This window comes from Microcoleus sp. B3-D2 (genome assembly GCF_036705345.1).
Taxonomy (GTDB): Bacteria; Cyanobacteriota; Cyanobacteriia; order Cyanobacteriales; family Microcoleaceae; genus Microcoleus.
In genome coordinates this window covers 15835-34838 of the sequence record NZ_JAUBUG010000072.1, presented here as the reverse complement: position 1 = coordinate 34838, position 19004 = coordinate 15835, and the positions used below count along the sequence as shown (strand labels likewise).

The 19004-nt window shown below is 45.0% G+C and carries 9 protein-coding genes; 2 read left to right on the top strand and 7 right to left on the bottom strand.

What is annotated here, in order from left to right; all coding sequences use genetic code 11:
- Window positions 1-119: 119 nt before the first annotated feature.
- Window positions 120-1145 (bottom strand): hypothetical protein, encoded by a 1026-nt coding sequence (locus QUB14_RS22970; RefSeq protein ID WP_333219606.1) that lies wholly within the window; start codon window positions 1143-1145, stop codon window positions 120-122.
- A 78-nt stretch (window positions 1146-1223) separates the two neighbouring features.
- Here QUB14_RS22970 and QUB14_RS22965 point away from each other — a divergent pair, with 78 nt between their 5' ends.
- Window positions 1224-2636, top strand: a complete 1413-nt coding sequence (locus QUB14_RS22965; protein WP_333219608.1) for a hypothetical protein — start codon at window positions 1224-1226, stop codon at window positions 2634-2636.
- Between the two features lie 233 nt (window positions 2637-2869).
- On the opposite strand, the gene QUB14_RS22960 is transcribed toward QUB14_RS22965, so the two are convergent.
- Window positions 2870-5413 carry a protein kinase domain-containing protein gene (locus tag QUB14_RS22960; protein ID WP_333219610.1) on the bottom strand — a complete coding sequence of 848 codons (2544 nt, stop codon included), beginning with the start codon at window positions 5411-5413 and terminating at the stop codon, window positions 2870-2872.
- 625 nt (window positions 5414-6038) lie between these two features.
- Between QUB14_RS22960 and QUB14_RS22955 the strand changes: the two genes are divergently transcribed.
- Window positions 6039-7208, top strand: coding sequence for a glycosyltransferase family 2 protein (locus tag QUB14_RS22955; protein ID WP_333219612.1), 1170 nt, complete (start codon window positions 6039-6041; stop codon window positions 7206-7208).
- A 161-nt stretch (window positions 7209-7369) separates the two neighbouring features.
- Here the strand turns inward: QUB14_RS22955 and QUB14_RS22950 are convergent, their stop codons facing one another.
- The 5 genes from QUB14_RS22950 to map form a co-directional block, all read right to left on the bottom strand.
- Entirely contained in the window at window positions 7370-9646 is a 2277-nt protein-coding gene (locus QUB14_RS22950) for an FdhF/YdeP family oxidoreductase (protein ID WP_333219614.1), read from the bottom strand.
- Between the two features lie 406 nt (window positions 9647-10052).
- Window positions 10053-15257 carry an nSTAND1 domain-containing NTPase gene (locus QUB14_RS22945; RefSeq protein ID WP_333219616.1) on the bottom strand — a complete coding sequence of 1735 codons (5205 nt, stop codon included), beginning with the start codon at window positions 15255-15257 and terminating at the stop codon, window positions 10053-10055.
- A gap of 716 nt (window positions 15258-15973) precedes the next feature.
- On the bottom strand, window positions 15974-16273 hold the full coding sequence (locus QUB14_RS22940; RefSeq protein ID WP_333219618.1) for a hypothetical protein: 300 nt from the start codon (window positions 16271-16273) through the stop codon (window positions 15974-15976).
- 780 nt (window positions 16274-17053) lie between these two features.
- On the bottom strand, window positions 17054-17746 hold the full coding sequence (locus QUB14_RS22935; RefSeq protein ID WP_190663224.1) for a response regulator transcription factor: 693 nt from the start codon (window positions 17744-17746) through the stop codon (window positions 17054-17056).
- A 205-nt stretch (window positions 17747-17951) separates the two neighbouring features.
- Window positions 17952-18779, bottom strand: a complete 828-nt coding sequence (gene map, locus QUB14_RS22930) for a type I methionyl aminopeptidase (RefSeq protein ID WP_333219620.1) — start codon at window positions 18777-18779, stop codon at window positions 17952-17954.
- Window positions 18780-19004 lie beyond the last annotated feature (225 nt).

Below are 19004 nucleotides of genomic sequence, written 5' to 3'. Positions count from 1 at the left end.
ATTATGTGTCGCTGAACTTGAATCATTCCTCAATTGCTATCGTGATTTTTCTTAACTTATTCAGCAAGCCCTAATTACTAACTCCTAATTACAAATTGCCAGTTACTAATAACTAACCACTAATGATTGATGACTGCATCAATATACTGCTGAACTTCCCTGAGTTGCTGCCGCTGGCATTCGATCCACTCTTTTTCCGCCGCTCGCTGTTCCGGCGTCTCTTTCTGATACCGCGCCTGCTTATCTAAAAAATTATTGTAGAATTTAATCGCTTTTTCAACGGTTTTAATTGCCAGTTTCATGCGCTCTTCAAAAACTGCTATGATCGCATTATCTAGGATTAAGCCAATCACTTTACAGAACTCTTCAAAATCGACCAAAGTAATTCCGAGATTGCTTTTATGAACGAGAGTTTCTACAGGTTCTTTCAGCGTATCTTTAAAACTCTTCATATAATAATCAGGCAAATATTTCAGTGGCTCCGTAAACTTAGATACAATCTCTCCCCCTATTGATTGTAGTCGCTCTCTAAATTTAGATTGACTGTTGAGGTCGAAGCAGTCAATACAAACTTCAATTTTTTCTATATCAATAGATTGTAATTCTTTAAAAATTAAACTCAGTTCATTCTCCATAATTAAACTCACTCGCTCTGCCTGGGAATCCACTTCATTACGTAACTCTTTGTACAAATTATCTTTGTCAAAAAAACCAATAGTATCTCTTTGAAATACTTGAGGGTTTTTATCCCACAAAAACCACTGAGTTTTTAACTTGGTCGCCTTGTCACTCCAAGATTTGCGAACTTTAACAACAGCATCATATTTGCCCTGTTTTCCTAAACTGCGAATTCTCACATCGCATCCGCTTAGTTCGCCAATTTGCTCCCAGACATCAACAGGAGATGCTCCAGCAATTCTCGGCTTGCTATTCCAGACATCCTCAGCCTGAGATACATCTTTGAAACATACCTGAAGTAGCCCCTTGAGTCTGATGGCAGATTGCTTAATTTCGTCAATACAAGGTTCCACATCTAAACTGAGTTGGGTAGCTGACTGTTTAATCTCCACGGATTGATATTCGTCTGCCAACAATCGATCGCTAAACAGGGTAATAGCCTGGAATGCCTTGAGATACTCATTCATCTGTCTTTCATCCCTCGTTTCCCTAAACAGCATACAATACAGAACATCTGCCTTTTTGAATGGAAACTGAGTCACCACATGGATTATATATTCACTCCTGCAACTCAGGCGCGACTCAATAGTGGCAACCTTGTACAGCCTGCTGCCAAAACAGGAAAATTGCTCCCGGCAGCTAGAGATCCGGTGACAGGGGAGTTTGTGGAGCTTGCAAAAATTTTTTATCAATCAAGAAGTGAAACTCTATCCGATCGCGGAGTTATAGGATTGCTCGCACAGTTAGCCGGAGGTGGGCCCATACAGCCGCTGGTAGCTCCCGTGTACGTGACACTGGCGCCGCTGCAGGTTGCTCAAACTCATCAGGGGTTTCAAAAAATATACAGAATGCTTAACTGTCTGAAAATTAATTTGGCAGTGATGCAAGCGACTGCTGCTGTCATTGGTATTGGCACTGTATCGAGCACAGTTTTGTCAGCAGTAAACCTCAACCAAGTATTAAAAATCCGAGAAGAGGCAAAACACCAGAAGCTAAAAATTAAAGACGGATTTATCGATCTCAGACACATCCTCAAAGATAGGGGAGTAGAGGTGATCCAGCAGATTTTTAAGGTGGCTCACGACTCTAATTTTGAAATGCACCGCCAGAAACTGGTTAACGGTTACGAGATTTTTTCTAAAGCTATCAAACGCTGTCAGTCAGCCCTGACAGTGCCAGATATTAAACTTCGGAATTCCGAAATTAATAGCGGGCGGGATATGCTGTTTGAGGCTTTAAAAATTTATGATAATCCTAGTTTGTTGGAGGGGCTGTCTTCTGCTGGACAGCTCAGGCAAATGGAATGTGTTTGGGCGATCGAGCAGGCGATCGGGGTCACGTTTCAGTTGCAGCGGGCCTACAAGATGGTGAGCGATCGCCTGCTGGAACTCCAATCAAAAATTTGTCAAAATCTTCTAACTGTTGTTAAAGGATGTCAATCCGAACCCGAACTAGATTTTTTATTTCCTGAAGTTACTAGGATTCTCGGTCATGATTTAAGTGTAATAGAATTTTGGCAAAATGAGGTTGATTGGATGCAAACTTTGTCTCCAAAAGAGCAGCACCAGTTAGCAAGTTTAGATAAACTCACGGGCGAGAGTTTAAAAAGCAGCGTGTACACTACATTCGCGGTATTAGCTGCGGAACCTTCACTTTATGAAAGTTTAAAGCAAAAGTCTCACTTTCTATCCTTGCGCGACCAGCTAACCTTCGCTGTGTCGCCGGAAATCCGCCGGAGATACGAATTTTATATCAGCCAGCAGGCGATCGCTACTGGCTATCAAGCTTTAGCTGCCTCGAATTGGCAAGAAATATCCGATTTAACTGTGGCTAACCTCTACCACTTTTTTCAAATCCGAGAGAAATCAACTGAAAATTATCCAACTGAGGACGAATTAGAAACGCCTTATTGGCACTTTCCCCAAACCTTAAAAAACGAGCTTAATCTTAGGAATTAAATGACCAGTGACTAATGGATACTGTTGACTGTTGACTGACTTATTCAGTCCTGGACACAAGTTTTCAATTGTTACACTATCTGTAGTAGTAAGGTACGCACTTCGCACCCTACAAGTATAGTCTGTGCGTCAAGGACTATTTTTCCTTCTTTCTTCTTCCTTCTTTCTTCTTCCTTCTTCCTTCTTCCTTCTTCCTTCTTCCTTCTTCCTTCTTCCTTCTTCCTTCTTTCTCATTACCTCAGCCACAACTTAATAGTATTGTCTTTAGAACCGCTAGCAATAGTTTTGCCATCGGGACTAAAAGTCACCACATAAACTTCATCGGAATGTCCCGTCAAAGTATTCAGCAATTCTCCGGTAGCAAAATCCCAAACTTTAATAGTTTTATCCTTGCTCCCGCTCGCAATAAACTTCCCGTCCGGACTGATAGCAACCGAGACAATATCGTCAGAATGTCCCTGGATAGAGCGAATTAAATCTCCTGTTTCGATATTCCAGATTTTAATACTTTCATCGTAGGAACCGCTAACAATTGTCTTGCCGTCCGGGCTAACAGCAACCGACCTCACCGCGTCGCCGTGTCCCTCAATAGTTTTGAGCAACCTCCCCGTTGCTACATCAACAACTGTAATTTTTTTATCCTTAGAAGCGCTAACCAAACTTTTTCCATCGGGAGTGAAAGCAACAGAATAAACAAAATCTGTATGGTCTGGAAAATTCTGAATCAAAGTGCCAGTTGCTGCATCCGAAATCTTCGTGGTTTTGTCTCCGCTACCGCTAGCAACAAGCTCTCCGTCCGGGCTGAGAGCGACAGACCACACAGAAGCAGTGTGGTCGAGACTGCGAATCACTTGCCCTGTTTTCAAATCCCACAGCATGACTCGCCAAAAACCGGTTCCAGTCGCCAGTTTCGTACCGTTTGAGTCAAAAGCAACCGACCAAATAGTGGAGGAATCTCCTGGAAAAGTGCGGATCGACTTGCCTGTAGCTAAATCCCAAATTTGGATGGTTTTGTCTTTAGAACCGCTGGCTAACATTAAGCCGTCTGGACTGAAAGCAACAGACCCAACTGCATCTGAATGCTGAGCGAAATTTTTGACTTTGGCGTTCTTCCACCGCAGACCTGCTTGGCACTGTTCCTGTAACTCCTGAGCGGACGCATAGCTGCTGGAAGTGTTGGCAATTGTTGGTATTTGGCTGATGCAGTCTTCATAATTGCTGGCTTTATAAAGAGCGGCAATTTGAGTGAGCTGTTGGGATTCTTTCTGGGCTCGCTGCTGCCATTCTTGCCACTTGAGATATCCGTAAATTCCGCCGATCGCAGCTAAGATAGCCGCAATTGTTGCCCCGGCGAGATAAGGATTGAATTTGCGAGTTTCTTTGGGGACAAGTGCTGCTGGGCTGGCGATCCTCTCCGTTGGCGTAGCCCCCGTAGGGGCGGGCTGCGCTAACGAGAAATCGGTTTTTCCGTTCAGATTTACCTGCGAGGATACCGCCGGACTTGCCTGCAATTCGAGTTGAGGGGCGCTGCTGGCTGGTGGTCCACTGGGGTTGCGGTGTCCCTCCAAAACTGTGGAGATCGCCTTGTACAATTTAGCAAATAAAGATTTAGGAATGACTAATTCTTCGATTTTCGCGGCATCTTCGTCGGTAAGCCCTAAAACTTGCTGCAAGCGTTTTAATTCGTCGCGAGTTTCCTGAGAAAAGGGATATTCTTGCTGCATTGCTTCTTGCAGTGATTGTTCGTAGCGTTCGCCTTTTTGCCTGTATTTCCGGTAAGGGTTCAATACCTCATCTTCGATCGCCTCTGCTTCTTCTGGCAGCAATTCCAAACTGACGCGCAGTTCATCTAATATTCTACGACCGACGACTGTAATATCACCCCGGCTGCTGCTGCGCCGATCGACTTCTTCGCGATATATTGTCAGCTTGGGAATCCGCGCCCGCGAGCGATCGCCAATTTTCCTCAAATCGGCTAAAGCTTCCGCCGCCGACTGGTATCTCTCCCGAAAATCGTAGCGCACCATATTATCCAAAACATCGGCCAGCGCTTGGGAACACGTGGCTAAATGCCGCCAAACAATTTCGCCCTTATTAGAATTTTTCAAATCCCGCAGTTTAGGCAAATCGTAAGCCGGCAAACCCGTCATTGCTTGGATGCCAATCATTCCCAAAGCGTAGATATCGCTGTTGAGTTGCGGGTTGTATTGAAATTGTTCGATCGGCATATATTCCAGAGTGCCAATCCGCACAGTTACCGGCGCTTGTCTTTGAGCGATGTGAATTTCTTTCACCGAGCCAAAGTCGATTAAAACTAACTTGTTGTCTGAATAGCGGCGGATTAAATTGGCAGGTTTAATATCTCGGTGAATTACTCCCTGTCCGTGTACAAACACTAAAATTTCTAACAGTTCCTTCAGCAAAGAAATCATTTTTTCTTCGCTCAGAGGCTTGCCCGGTACAATCTCGGTTGATAGCGAGTGACCGGCAACAAAGGATTCAACTAAGAAAAATTCTTCATTTTCTTCAAAATAAGCGAATAGCTGAGGAATTTGGTCGTGTTGACCGAGCCTTTCTAGAACTTCTGCTTCTTTTTGAAAAAGACGGCGCGTAGTATTAATTAATTTCGGTTCGGTAGTACCGGGACGCAGGTGCTTGACAAAGCACTGCGGTTCTCCCGGACGGCGAATATCTTTTGCCAGATAGGTTTGTCCAAATTCTCCTGTTTCTATGACTTCAATGATTTGATAGCGTCCATCTAAAAGTTGGCTCACCATGATAATAACGCAGCCTTTTTTTGGTTGATTTTCGCAAGAAACAGTTGCACTGTTGAGTCACTTGTCTTTGAGTTTCGCTCCCTAAATCTTCCTTTTTCAGGGGTTTGAGGGGAGCGAAAGAATGCTCTTGTCCCACCCCCTCCTCCCCTTTTTTTAGGGGTTTGGGGGGAGCAAGGAGCTAATCCTTCTTCCTTGTTCCTTCTTCTTTCTTCCTTCTTCCATACTTTATTTTTTCAACATCTGCAAAGCTTGATATCCTAAAAAGAAAAAACCGAAAGCACCAAGTACGGCTATCCCGTTCGCCAACACATCGACTGTCAAAAATTCGCCCATTCCAATATCCTCTGACAACTGATATCTATCCTCGGCTTTTCGGTCGCTGTCTGGGTGAGGGGTCTTACCCCTCGCTGCGAGCGAGCCGAAAGATGCTCACAAATTATAGCAAAAGAGGCGGTCAAAATAACTTTTCGGGCGATCGACTAGCTTTTTGTTTTAATATTTTTTAATATTTAGGGAGACAAATCGTGTACCGAAAATTTGAGGTCTGTTCGCTTTGATATTGTTAACCCTGCTAATTTTTTCTCTGATTGTAAGTAGAGCTTACACTAAGAACTTGCGCCGATCAGTGGAAAATGCGCCTCGAACCGACAGAAGTTTGGCTAAGCTGTCACCGGAGTCCGCCGCGCAGTTCCCTAAATTTTCGGTAATCGTACCAGCATACAACGAGGCAGAGAATATTCGGGATTGCGCGATCGCCATTTTGGAGAGTACACCGCTGTCTGTGGACAACCTAGAGGTTTTGATTGTAGACGATCGATCGACAGACGACACACTAGCGATCGCGCAAACCCTGCAACAGCATCTCAACGACCCCCGGCTTAAAATATTAGCAGGTCAGCCGCGACCAACCAACCAATATTGGGCGGGCAAAAACTGGGCCTGCGCCCAAGCTGTTCAAATAGCAACCGGAGACTTCTTATTATTTATCGATGCCGACGTGCGACTCAAACCAGGCGCAATCGAAACCGCTATCGCCACAGCCGAAACCGAGAAAATAGACTTGTTCACCTGTATGCCAGCGCTTGTTTGTGAGTGTTTTGCCGAGTGGTTAGTGCAGCCGATAATGTTCAATCACCTAGCAGTTTGCTACGACTTTACCGCCGTCAACGATCCGACAACAGACAGTGCTTTTGCGGGCGGGCCGTTCATGTTATTTAGGCGATCGGCTTACGAAAAAATTGGAGGTCACCAGGCCGTTGCCGGCGAAATTGTGGAAGATGTGGAATTAGCTAAACGCCTCAAACGTGCGGGTTTAAAGCTGGGACTTTATTCCGGGTCAAATTTGGCATCCGTGCGGATGTATCGGTCTTGGAGCGCATTGTGGGAAGGCTGGACAAAGAATCTGTATCTCGGCGCTAACCGCAGTTGGGGCATGATGGTTTACATGGCCGCAATTATGTTATTTCTTTATCCTATGCCGTGGTTGGCATTAGCTATTTTGCTGGCAAACGGCGACTTCGCAGAAATTCTGACAATCACCAATTACGAATTACCAATTACCAATTACCAATTACCAATTACCTGGTTAACTATCTGTTTATCCGTAATCGTAATTGGGCAGCATTACACTTTACGCCGCTTGGGTGCCGAGATTTCTGACTGTGCGACGAAATACTGGTGGTTGGGAGGTTTCGGAGGTGCGTTAGTGGCGGCGATAGCGATCGGTTCTGCGATTAAAACTGAAACTGGTTGGGGGTGGACTTGGCGCGGTAGAGCTTTGCAAATTAAGAGTTAATTAAGACTTGCATATGGGCAGGCAAGATGCCCACCCCACCAAAAATTAACTCCTTGTGGAACAGGCATCTTGCCTGTTCTTAAAAATCATCTAAAATGTGAGTTATAGAAGACACAAGGCAGAGCTAATCATAACATCCGTTACATCCGTTACAAAATCCGTTACCGAACTTCCGCGTATACAAAAGCAGGTACGCGCTTGTAAGCAGGCGTGCCCGATCGCTTTTCAATCTCCGGGTGAAAAATCACATTAACTTCAGGATAAAACATCAAAGCAGCACCCTCACGAACCGCCCCGTAAATTACCTCGACATTTTCCATTTTCCCCACATTTCCCTGCACCGTCACGCGCTGATGTTCTTGCAAACCCGCGCTTTCTGCATCGGCACGATTCATCAAAATGCAGTTGCGGTGCGGCATTCCCCGATACTTGTCCTCAATTTTGTAGACGACAGTATTATGCTGAGAATAGCTGCGTCCCGTCATCAATGCCACAACAATACCCTGTGTTGATTCTGATACTCCAAACTCTTTCGCTTCCGGTAATTTCAGCTTAGGTAAAGGCGTGACAAACATCTTCGCTTTCCCAGACTCTGTAGGAAATTTAGGTTCCGTAAAAATGCGACCGCTGATGGTAAATTCCTCTTTTGTTTCATCAATTGTCGCTATTTTTTCATAGCCCGGAATAGTTTTAGCAATCAATTGCCGAACGTATTTTGTGTCTTGAAGTTGGCGCCAATCAACGGGAAAATCGCCGTGAATTCGGCTGGCTAATTCTGTTAAAAAATGCACTTCAGAAATCAAATCCGAATTCTGGAGATGAGTTTCGCCCTCATCATTTAAACGCACAAAATTATTCCCGGCTTCCACCGTTGTTTTGTGGGGATTTTCAAAGCGATTCAGCACGGGAATCACAATGGTATTGTGTTTTGCCAAGCCGTGAAAATGCCCTAAATTCGGTTTAGTTGCGAGGTATATAACGGTTTCAACATTGCTTAAAGCCTGTTTTGCCTGAGTTGAATCTGGATTCGCCCCATATAAGTTGCCGCCCAGACATATCAGCGTATCGACTTTGCCTGCATCTGCTGCTTCAATGAGCGATCGAGTGTCGTAGCCCTTAACAGGACTGAGGGGACGATTCAATAACTTTTCTAAAGCTTGTTGAATTTCTTTTTTCAGCTTCACAGTGACGCCCATAGAGCCGAATCCTTGGACGTTTGAGTGTCCTCTGACGGGCATTAATCCCGCCCCTTCTTTGCCGACATTTCCTGTCATTAACGCAGTATTGGCAATGCTGAAAACGTTATCTACACCGTTATCGTGTTGGGTAATTCCCATCGCCCAACCAAAGACTACTCGCTGGGACGTGCCGATAATTCTAGCTGCCGCTTCTATTTCTGCTTGGGAAACTCCGCAGGTTTTAGTAATAGTTTCCCAAGAGGTTTCGCGGGCGTGCTGTACGACTGCTTCCCAGCCTTCTGTATGAGCTTGCAAGTAGTTTTCTTCCAGCAATCCTTGTTCGATTACAGATTTTTGAATGCCCACAAATAGGGCTGTGTCGCTACCGGGAATTGGCTGCAAGTACAGCGAGGAAATATCGGAACCGGGGATGAGCGATTTGACGGGAAATGCCGGAGAACCAAACTTGACTAACCCGATTTCCATCACCGGATTAATTACAATTATTTTACCACCTTTTTCGCGAATTTTAATCAATTCGTTCATCAAACGGGGATGGTTGTAGGAAGAATTGCTGCCCGCTAGCACGACGCAATCTGCTTCCTTCAAGTTTTCTAGACTCACTAACGAGGTGCGGGTGGCAAACATTTCGCTTAACCCGATTGTCGAGGGAGCGTGGCAGAGATCGGAACAATCTGCTAAGTTATTGGAACCCATCGCCCGCATCATCAATTGCAGCAGAAAAGCGGCTTCGTTGGAAGAGCGACCGGAACTGTAAGATGCCACTCTTTCGGGGGTTTTGCGAAAAGCAGCTTCGGCAATTTGATAAACTTCTTCCCAAGAAATGCGATCGTAATGAGATGAACCAGCCCGCAAAATCATCGGAAAACTCAGCCTTCCCAACCTATCGGCTTCCATTGAAGTTAATTGCTGAAGTTGTGCAATACTCTGCTGTTCAAAAAATTGAGTTGAGATAGCCGGCTTAATTTCAGCGGAGATTGCTTCAACGCTTTTCATGCAGCGCTGAAGTTTTTCCCCCTCTTCATTTGTAAAACCTCCTTTCTGCCCGCCAGTGCCCCAAGAACAGGACAAACAGGCACTTTTGTGCAGCAAAGTTTTCCAAAGTTTCGGCCCTTCCGGGGACAATGTATGTTTGGCCCAATATTCTATTATGGGCAAACCGCCACCTATCTCTGGTGTTTCCTCGTTTGTCTCGTTGAAGGGCGGGATTGGTTGGACATTTTGGGAGTTGACATCCATGTGGTTTACCTTTTGTTTGAATTGCGGATTAGTTGAAGAAAGGCAGCCGGAGCACAAGGCATTCGGCAGAATGAAATTAAAATTTTGAAGGCAACAATTTTGTTGTTTTTCAAAGCTATTTTTTTGAGCGCACTGTACAATACAATTCTGCCACAGACCGACTTACTTCTATTGACTCGGCGGGGCAACCGCCAGAGAAGTTAAATTTATTACTTTAATTTTACCGCAAATTTACAACAGAAAAAAATACTCAACCGATAGATGTTTTAAGAATATCCGGCGGTTTCAACCGCCGGATATTCTTGCAAAAGTCCTTTTAATTAAATTTTCGGGCGGGCTAGAAGCCCACCCCACAAGAAAAAATAATTTTTGTGGGATGGGCTTCTAGCCCGTCCTAGCTTACGGTTTACTTCCTCTTATTTAACGCCTGTTTCCCAAACCCAAGACACAGCAGTCGATCGCCCTCAGCAACATTCGGGTCATTCTGCAAATAATCTCCCAACCACTCGCAACTGCGAGCAATGATATTATTTAGTTCCAAATTCTCCACAGGCAACAGAATTACAGTCCTATCCCTACTAGCAAAACCCAGAGTTTTGCTATCAGCACTAAAACTAACGCTCAACACGCGATCGCTCGATTCTAAAGTCTTAGATAGCAGCGCCTTCTTGCCGTCAAAATCCCACAGCTTAACAGTATTTCCCCCACTCGCCGCCGCAATCAACTTGCCGTCGGGACTAAAACTCACGCTTTCTACAGTATCGCTGTGGTCGAGTTTCTCAGTTAAATTCGCCACCTTTCCATCAAACCCCCACAAGTAAACTTTTTTGTCAGCGCAAGCAGCAGCAATAGTCTTGCCGTCAGGACTGAAACTAACATTTTTAACGCTGTCTTGGTGGTCGAGAGTTTTCAGAACTTTCGCCGACGAACCGTTGAATTGCCACAGGTAAACTCTCTTTTCTCCGGTAATTTCAAAAGCCTTTTTCTTCCCGCTTGCCTTGTCCTCAGCAGCGGTAGCAGTAGCAATAGTTTTGCCGTCGGGACTGAAGCTAACGCTAATTACTGGATTGGTGTGATCGAGTTTGGCAAACAAAGTTGCTTTAGAACCGTTCCAGCGCCAGAGGTACAATTTGCGATCGGCATTGGCGGCGGCAATAATCTTTCCGTCTGGACTAAAACTCACGCTTCTAACAATGCCGCTGTGGCTGAGAGTATCTAACAGTTTGCCGTTTAAACTCCAGACTTTCACTGTTTTATCATCGCTCGCCGAAGCAACAGTTTTATCATCAGGGGAAATACTCACCCAGGTAACAGAATCCTTGTGACCTTCTAAGGTTTTCAATAAACTGCCGTCAGCCCGCCAAAGTCTCACGGTTTTGTCCCCGCTAGCAGAAGCAATTGTTTTGCCATCAGCGCTAAAACTGACTTTGTAAACCCAGTCTTCGTGTCCAGATAAAATCTTATTCAGCGGAGTGCTGTCCGGTTTCCAAATTTTCACTATTTTGTCTTTACTTGCGGAAGCAATAGTGCCGTCCCCGCTGAAACTTACGGCCCTTACGTCGTCTTGATGTCCTCGAAAAGTATTGAGCAAAGTGCCGCTGCGACTCCAAACTTTCACCGTATCGTCTGCACTGCCGGTGACAATTTTTTTGCCGTCGCGACTGAAACTCGCGCTGACAACTTCATCGTTGTGTCCTTTGAGAGTTCTGATTTCCTCACCGTTTCGGTTCCAAATTTTAGCTGTGGTGTCGGCACTTGCTGAGACGAGTTCTCGGCTGTTTGGACTGAACTTAATGCTGTACACAATGTCAGAATGTTTGGTTAATGTTTTGGGATTAATTGTAAATTTCTGGGTTTTACTTTCTCGGTTCCAAAGTTTGACAGTTTTGTCAACACTTGCTGAGGCTATTGTTTGGCCGTCGGGGCTGAAACTGACGCCCAGCACCCAGTCTTTGTGTCCGGTTAAGGTTTGCAGCAATTTTTTGTTCGCAAGGTTCCAGATTTTTACGGTGTTGTCGTGACTGGCGGAAGCTAGGGTTTTGCCGTCGGGACTGAAACTGACGCTGGTGACGATATCGCGGTGGCCGGATAAAATGCCGATGGCACTTTTGTCGTTATCTACTTGCCAAATTCTAATTGTGCGATCGGCACAACCAGTAGCGATCGTTTTCCCATCGGGACTAAAACTAACACTCGTCACGCTATCTGGGTGATTGAAAGTTTTTAATAACTTACCTTCTTTGCTCCACAATTTAACAGTTTTGTCAGCACTTGCCGAAGCAACTAAATTGCCGTCATCGCTGACACTCACATCCAAAACAAACTTGCTGTGCTGCTCGAAACGGTTGCGTTCTTGCACCCCGGAAACTGCTTGTCTGAGTCTTTCAGCAATTTGATTCTTAGTGTCCACAGGCAGGGCTGTACTTTTCTGAGAATCACGGCCGATTTTGATACTATTTCCCAACACTCCTAATTGATTTTTTTCATTAGAAAGCACTAAAGCTTCCGACGCCGAATTTAGGGCATCAGTCCGACTTTTTTCTGCTTCTTGCCGCGCGCTTTCTGCTAGTTTCGCTTGCTCGAATGCCATCGCCGAAACACCTCCGAGTACAAGCACTCCTAGAACCGCCGCCCGCAATTGCCATCTCCGAGTGTGGTAAAGTTGAGCTTCCGCTTCGTGCTGTTTGTCTCGGGCTTGGCGCTGTTTGTCTCTAGCTTCCGACAGCAAAGCGTCTCGCTCTCTGTCTTTGCGAATTTGTTCAATTTCATCTCGGTTAATTTGGTTTTGCTTTCGCAGTTCCTCAAATTCGGCCTTTTTATCTAATTCTTGTTGCTGGCGAATGAAGCTAACTAAATAATCGTGAACGAGCTGATAAAGCTCAGCAGGCAGTTCCGTCCATCGAAAAACTAAACCCGAGCTTACTAACAGTTCTAAGACTAAATCTAATTTGTCAGCTTCGGCAAAGGTTGCTAAATTAGAGGCTAATTCGGCGCGGGTTTTGAGGGGACGGATCTCGTCTTCATCTGTTAGGAAATACAAAACTCGGCGCGCTGCAACCTCATTTTCCGGACCACAATCTTTGATGACCTCTTCAAGAAACCTTTCGACTAATTTTTGTTGCGGATTGTTGCCGAGTTCCTGATATTGAGTTAAAGTTCTAATGTCTTCTTGTTGCAGTTGAGCGCCGACAAGTTGTAGTTCGATCGGGCGGACTTCTCCCAATTCTCCAGCTAAATCTTTGACTAACTCTTCGATCAGCTCCGGTTCTAAGTAAAACTGCGCTCGCTCAGTTAAAGTGCGAATTACCGATCGCGCATCGACCAGCGAAAAATTTCCCAAATAAAACAGAATGTTTTTGCTGAGAATGTCCTCCAAAATATCATTTTTAACGAATCCTGTCTGGTTTTTGGGTCGGGAAAATTCGAGCAAATAGTGCAGGTAATCTTCCCGCAAACACAGGATGACTTTTAAGTATTTGATTTTCAAGCATTGCCGCAAAAAATCAAAAAATATTTGTCTTGCCGCTGGCTCTTTCCACACGAAAAAAAATTCTTCAAATTGGTCAAATATCAGAACAGTCACTAAATGTTCTGAATTTCTTTGCAGCTCCTTGATAATGTTTTCGTATTCGATCGCCTGTTGTTCTATGATTAATTCTACTGGCTGTGACTGCTCATTTTGATCCTCATTATTCCCAGTCGAGCCACTGTGAAATCCCGAAATAAGATTTCCCTCGACTGCACCTGCTTCTACTGGAAAATCTACCGGATCAGTGTCTGGTACTGCTTCGGAAATTTCCGGATCGAATATTTCAGCTTTCCCAGCAGATAACTGTCTGGTCAATTCCCGCGGCCAGTTGTTGTAAACTTGCAGCACTATCGGCAAAACAGTCCGCATTTCTATTTTTTTTTGTTTGAGAGCGGGTACTAATCCTCCCGTGACTATTGAACTTTTGCCAACTCCAGACTGACCGTAAATTACTGTCAGTTTGTCGGGGGTATTGTTCATCCTATATATCAAGCGGTTGAGGTCTTGCTCTCTGCCGGAAGCTGTAATTTCGTCAGCAATAGTAGCCGCGTCGGCAACAGTTTCGGCGACGGAATTAACCGCTTCTCTGTGCGGCTGCAACTTTCCGGCTCCAATAAAAGCTCGGAACCGATACGTGTGCTCCACCGCTCGATAATCTTGCTTAATTTGAAAGGCTTTGAGATATTCTCCCCGCTGAAAATAGAGCGATCGCAGCATTTCTAAAACCCGCAAATACAGTTGCGGGTTGTAGCACGCTTCGGTTTCCGAGCGAGCAAGCTCTAGATGCGCGATCGCCTCCTGCACCTCACCCAACTGACTCTGGGCCTCTGCTAAAATTAACAGATACAAGCCTAGATGCTGCGACTTTACAGGGGTTCCCTGTCCCGTCGCTTCTAAATTTGAGTTGAGAACGTCTAGAGCCACTAAAGCCCATTCTTTCGCCCCTTGCCAGTTCTTCTGCTCTAAGGCTACTCTAGCCAAAAAGCCGTAATCTTGAGCCAAATTAACTGCTGAATTTTCCATATTTTCATGTAACCTCCGAGCTTTGATAGCTAAATTCCAGAGTGCATCCCAATCTTCTAAATGCTGCAATACTTCGCCAAGTTGATTGATGAATATACCAACGGCATCCGACCGTCCCGCCCGTTCTAAAACATTAATACATTCCTGAAAATAATTCTTAGCTTCCGTCCAGTAAGGACGGTTGCCGCTGCGGTGTTTTTCTGCTTGGAAGCGGTAGCAAAGACCGATGTGGAATAGTATAATTCCCTCTAACACCGGTGCTGGGTGAACGGTAAATAACAAATCGCTAAATTCTGTTTTTTGTCCAATAAACGCTACTTGATGCTTCCAAAAACTGAGACTTTTTTGATACAATTCAATAGCCGCAGGGATGCGGTGACAAGCATATTCGTGCCTACCGCGAATAAATTGCAAACTCGCTTCAATAGCTGGTTCTAACCTGATGTTGCAAGTTTGCAAGTCTTGGCTAGCCGACTCTAGTTCACTCAAAGAATTGGCTCCGAGAATGGCAGAATTAGTTAAACGCCAATTGCCACTTTCTAAAATATTAGAAAAAATGCGATCGGCACTTTTGCCCAGGAAATCCACCAAGTCGTCGGGGCCGATCACAAATTCAACAGTGGTCGTCCAAGTCTCGATATCTGTTACTAACCGAATCAGTTTTTTTAATATTTTGTCGGTCACCCACAGCACCACCGGGAAGGGAAAATTATTCCGAAATTCTTCCCTCACGTAGTTGGTAGAAGTCAGCAGTCGATCGATCGCACTTACCGATTCCAATCCAAACACCATTAAAGCTGCCGGGTGGTTGCAGGAAAGTTTGGTTTCTATTGTCGTGTAAAGAGTTTTAACAGATGGCGGGAGGACAATTTCTAGAATCTCGATATCAGACGCCTCCCGCAATTGCCGTACAGTTTCCTCTCTCATCGCGCTGTAATTGCACCGGACCAAAATCAGCGAAAATTGCCCCTGAGACATTCTCAGAGTCCGGGAGAGAGTTTGCAGCGAACTTTTGTTTTGCTGTGCTGCGGTGTCTTGCTGGCAGTGCGAATTAATCATAATTAATATTTGAAAAAGTTTCTCAGAATAGGTACTGTAAACTGCCGAAAAAAGGAAGTTCGGCAACGGATTATTTAACGGATGTAACGGATGTAACGGATGTAACGGATGGAAGTTCGGCAACGGATTATTTAACGGATGTAACGGATGTAACGGATGTCATACCAATTTAATGTGAAGTTGCACATATCTCGATCCCCCTCGCATCCCCCTTCTTAAGGGGGACGAAAGATCGGAATCTTGTCCCCCCCTTATTAAGGGGGGCGCCAGGGTGATCGGATTCTACGGGGCCTCATAAAAAATTGGTATCACGGATGGAAGTTCGGCAACAGATTATTTAACCGATGTCACGGAGGTCACGGATGGAAGGAATCGACCGCAGGGGAAAGTGCAATTAAGAACGTCCTAACCGTTTGGGCGGTTGCTCTAAGTTTACTTTTACCCGTTTTTACGTTTGCAAATTACCGCAAATAATCACATAGTTAAGTTTATTTCTGCCCGTTTGGGCGATTTTATTTCACACGGAACCATCAATTAGTTAAGTTTATTTCTGCCTGCATACTTATTGTTGTAGCGGATCGAATTAAAGCATACCCGAAAAAATACATACTCTGTTATTCGCATATTCTCAGCAAAATCAACCTGATTTTACTGAAATCTTTACGATCGCTCCAATTGTACCCAGCAAAAGAGTCGATCGCCCCAATCCGATTCAGTTATTCGCAGATCCCCGAAATCCGGCAGGCCCGGGTTGACTGGCCCCTCGCCGCACTGAGATAAACTACCGGCGGCGGCTCATCAATTACAGCTTGAAGATTGTTTGTCATAAATTTACTAATCTCCATATCTAAAGTAGCTGTAAAATCAGGTTCATCCCAATCCTCGCTTTCTTCAATGCTGATTGTTGTTGGTGCGACCATATCAAAATCAAGCTCATCGCCCAAATCCGAAACTTTCTTAATGGGATCTATTTTCTGACTGGTATCAGCGGCAACAGCTTGAGTTGTATTGGCCATTAGTAGGATCGGCAGTGCTACTATGGCACTTATTGTTTGTCGCGCCGTGATTTTCCTCATGGTATCCTCCTGATATAAACCAAACTTTGGTGCTGCTATACATTCAACATCCGCCGCTACTTTAGAGCGCTGTGAGTCGATTTTAGATTTTAGATTTTAGATTTAGTCCACAGATGAATCTGAGAGCTTGAACTAGGGTCTAAAATTGTGGGCTACTTACCACTCCTGCGGTTCGCAAGTATCCGTTTTTGAGCAGAGTCATTAATTAATAGTGACTTGTTTTTCCACAGGATATAACCTTATCTGACTCTTCGCGGCAAGTTTGCTTAACGGAGCATATCCGGTCAACTGTTTGCCTTTCTATTTACTACGTGAAAACTCTTAAACAGTCAGGTTTTCCCGTTAAGTAATTCCCCAGGCTTTGCCAATGTTCATCTCAGACTCAAAGCAAAGTGGGTGAGAAGTTCGATCGCACACCAGTTTTCGCACTCCCGCGCTGCCACCAGCAAGCTGATGTGATATACCACAGCCACCGGATATCTGTCAATACTTATATCTTAACATTTCTAAGTTTTTTCATAATTCTCGTTACCAGGAAGAGCCTGGTAATATCAAATCCGTTAGCATCGGAATAGTAAATTCGAGTTCACTGTTGACGGTTGACTGTTGACAGTGAACAGTGAACCGTCAACCGTCAACCGTCAACATGATTCCGGTGTAACCGGAAATGATATAACGCAGCTCGGCGAGGCACAGCCTCCAGCCAAGTCGAGAGGGCTCCTATTTCGTCAAGCCGTGTTCGAGAGCGAAGCGAACCAACTCAGTACGGCTGTTAGTACCCGTCTTGCTAAACAAACGGCTGACGTACTTTTCCACATTGCGGACGCTAGTTTCCAAGCGGCGGGCAATTTCCTTATTCATCAAACCTTGAGCAACCAAATCCAAAACACTTTGTTCTCGCGGAGTCAAATCAATTTTAATCGGCGAAGGACTTTGGGCGATCGAACTCCGCCCGCTCAGCAAAGACTCAATTCTCGCCATTTGGCTTGTCAAAGCAGCAATATCTGGACTTTCAGCATTTTCGCTCGTCTCCTTAGCAGCCGCGCGGCGGGCCAGCAAATTGGTTACTATTGCTACTAATTCGTCGGGATCGAAGGGCTTAGAAAGATAAGCATCGCAGCCTGCTTGATAGCCTTGAATGCGATCGCTCGTCATCCCCTTAGCCGTCAAAAACACCACCGGCAAAGCTTTATAGCGAGGATCTTCCCGCACTTGCTTGAGAAATTGATAACCGTCCACCTGGGGCATCATAATGTCTGAAATCACCAAATCCGGATTAGTCTGCTGCAAGAGTTCCCACCCATCCCGAGCATTACTGGCCACCTCAACCGCGAAATCGCTATCTTCCAAATAAGCTTGTACTGCTTCCCGCAAGCCCGGTTCATCATCTACCAATAATAATCGTGCTGACATAGTTGTTACCCTTACGCTTTACCACTATTTTTAAATTTAGCCGTATTTAACTCTTCTTGTCACTCTATCCCTCGAAGGAAGTTAAAAAATTGTTGTTCAACTCAAGAGCTTTGAGTTAGGTTTTGATCTAACGATTAAAAAGTTCTTAAATCTTTAATTCAAAACTCGAAACTCAAAACTCAAAATTATTGTTGAACCCTTCAACTTAAACTTTTGAACGATCTGTCAAAATTTCATAACCAGTTTCTGTCACCAACACAGTATGCTCAAACTGAGCCGACATAGCATTGTCAACGGTTACAGCAGTCCACTTGTCAGAAAGCGTCCGAGTGTACTTAGAACCGGCATTCAGAATTGGTTCGATCGCCAATGTCATGCCGGCTCGCAATTTCACGTTCGGCATTTCCCGCGTGCGGAAATTGAAAACCGACGGTTCCTCGTGCAAATTTCGCCCGACACCGTGGCCGGTAAACTCCTCAACGATGCTAAAACCGTTGCTTTTGACATGATCTTCGATCGCACCAGCCAGAGCGAGCAAATAGGCTCCCGCCTTCACTTGTTCGATGCCTTTGTAGAGAGCTTCTTCTGCGACTCGGATTAATTTTGCCGATTCGGGAGTCACTTCCACAACTGCGATCGTAATGCAAGAATCGCCGTGAAAACCTTGATAATATGCCCCAGTATCTACCTTGAGAACATCTCCTGCCCGAATTACTTTTTTGGCGCTGGGGATGCCGTGAACAACTTCGTTATTAATGCTAGAGCAAATCGATCCCGTGAAACCGTGATAGCCTTTAAAACTGGGAGTTGCACCCATTTCGCGGATGCGTTTTTCGGCATAAGCATCCAAATCAGCAGTAGTCATTCCCGGTTTTACCATTAGGGAAATTTCTTTGAGCACCGTTGCAACGATTTTCCCTGCCTGTCGCATAATTTCGATTTCGCGTTCCGACTTAATTTCAATGCCTCGACGCTGTTTTTTGACTTGGGGTGCTTGAGTTGGGCTAGAAAGCAGACTGCTAAAAATATTCATCAAAAGTCCTTGAGTCTGAAACCCCGTCCTTACAGGACGGCTTTACATTGAATTGAATCCCCTTGCGGGGTAGGGGGGTATGGTTGCCCCCCCGTGAGGATATGGTTGTCCTCAATCTCCCATTTCTGGGGTAAAGTTAGCTTCGCCAATGTTTAGTGAGCTTGTTAGGCTAGCAGCACTGTTCCAGTGACCTTAGAACTGTTTAACCACTAGCGACAGAGCAAG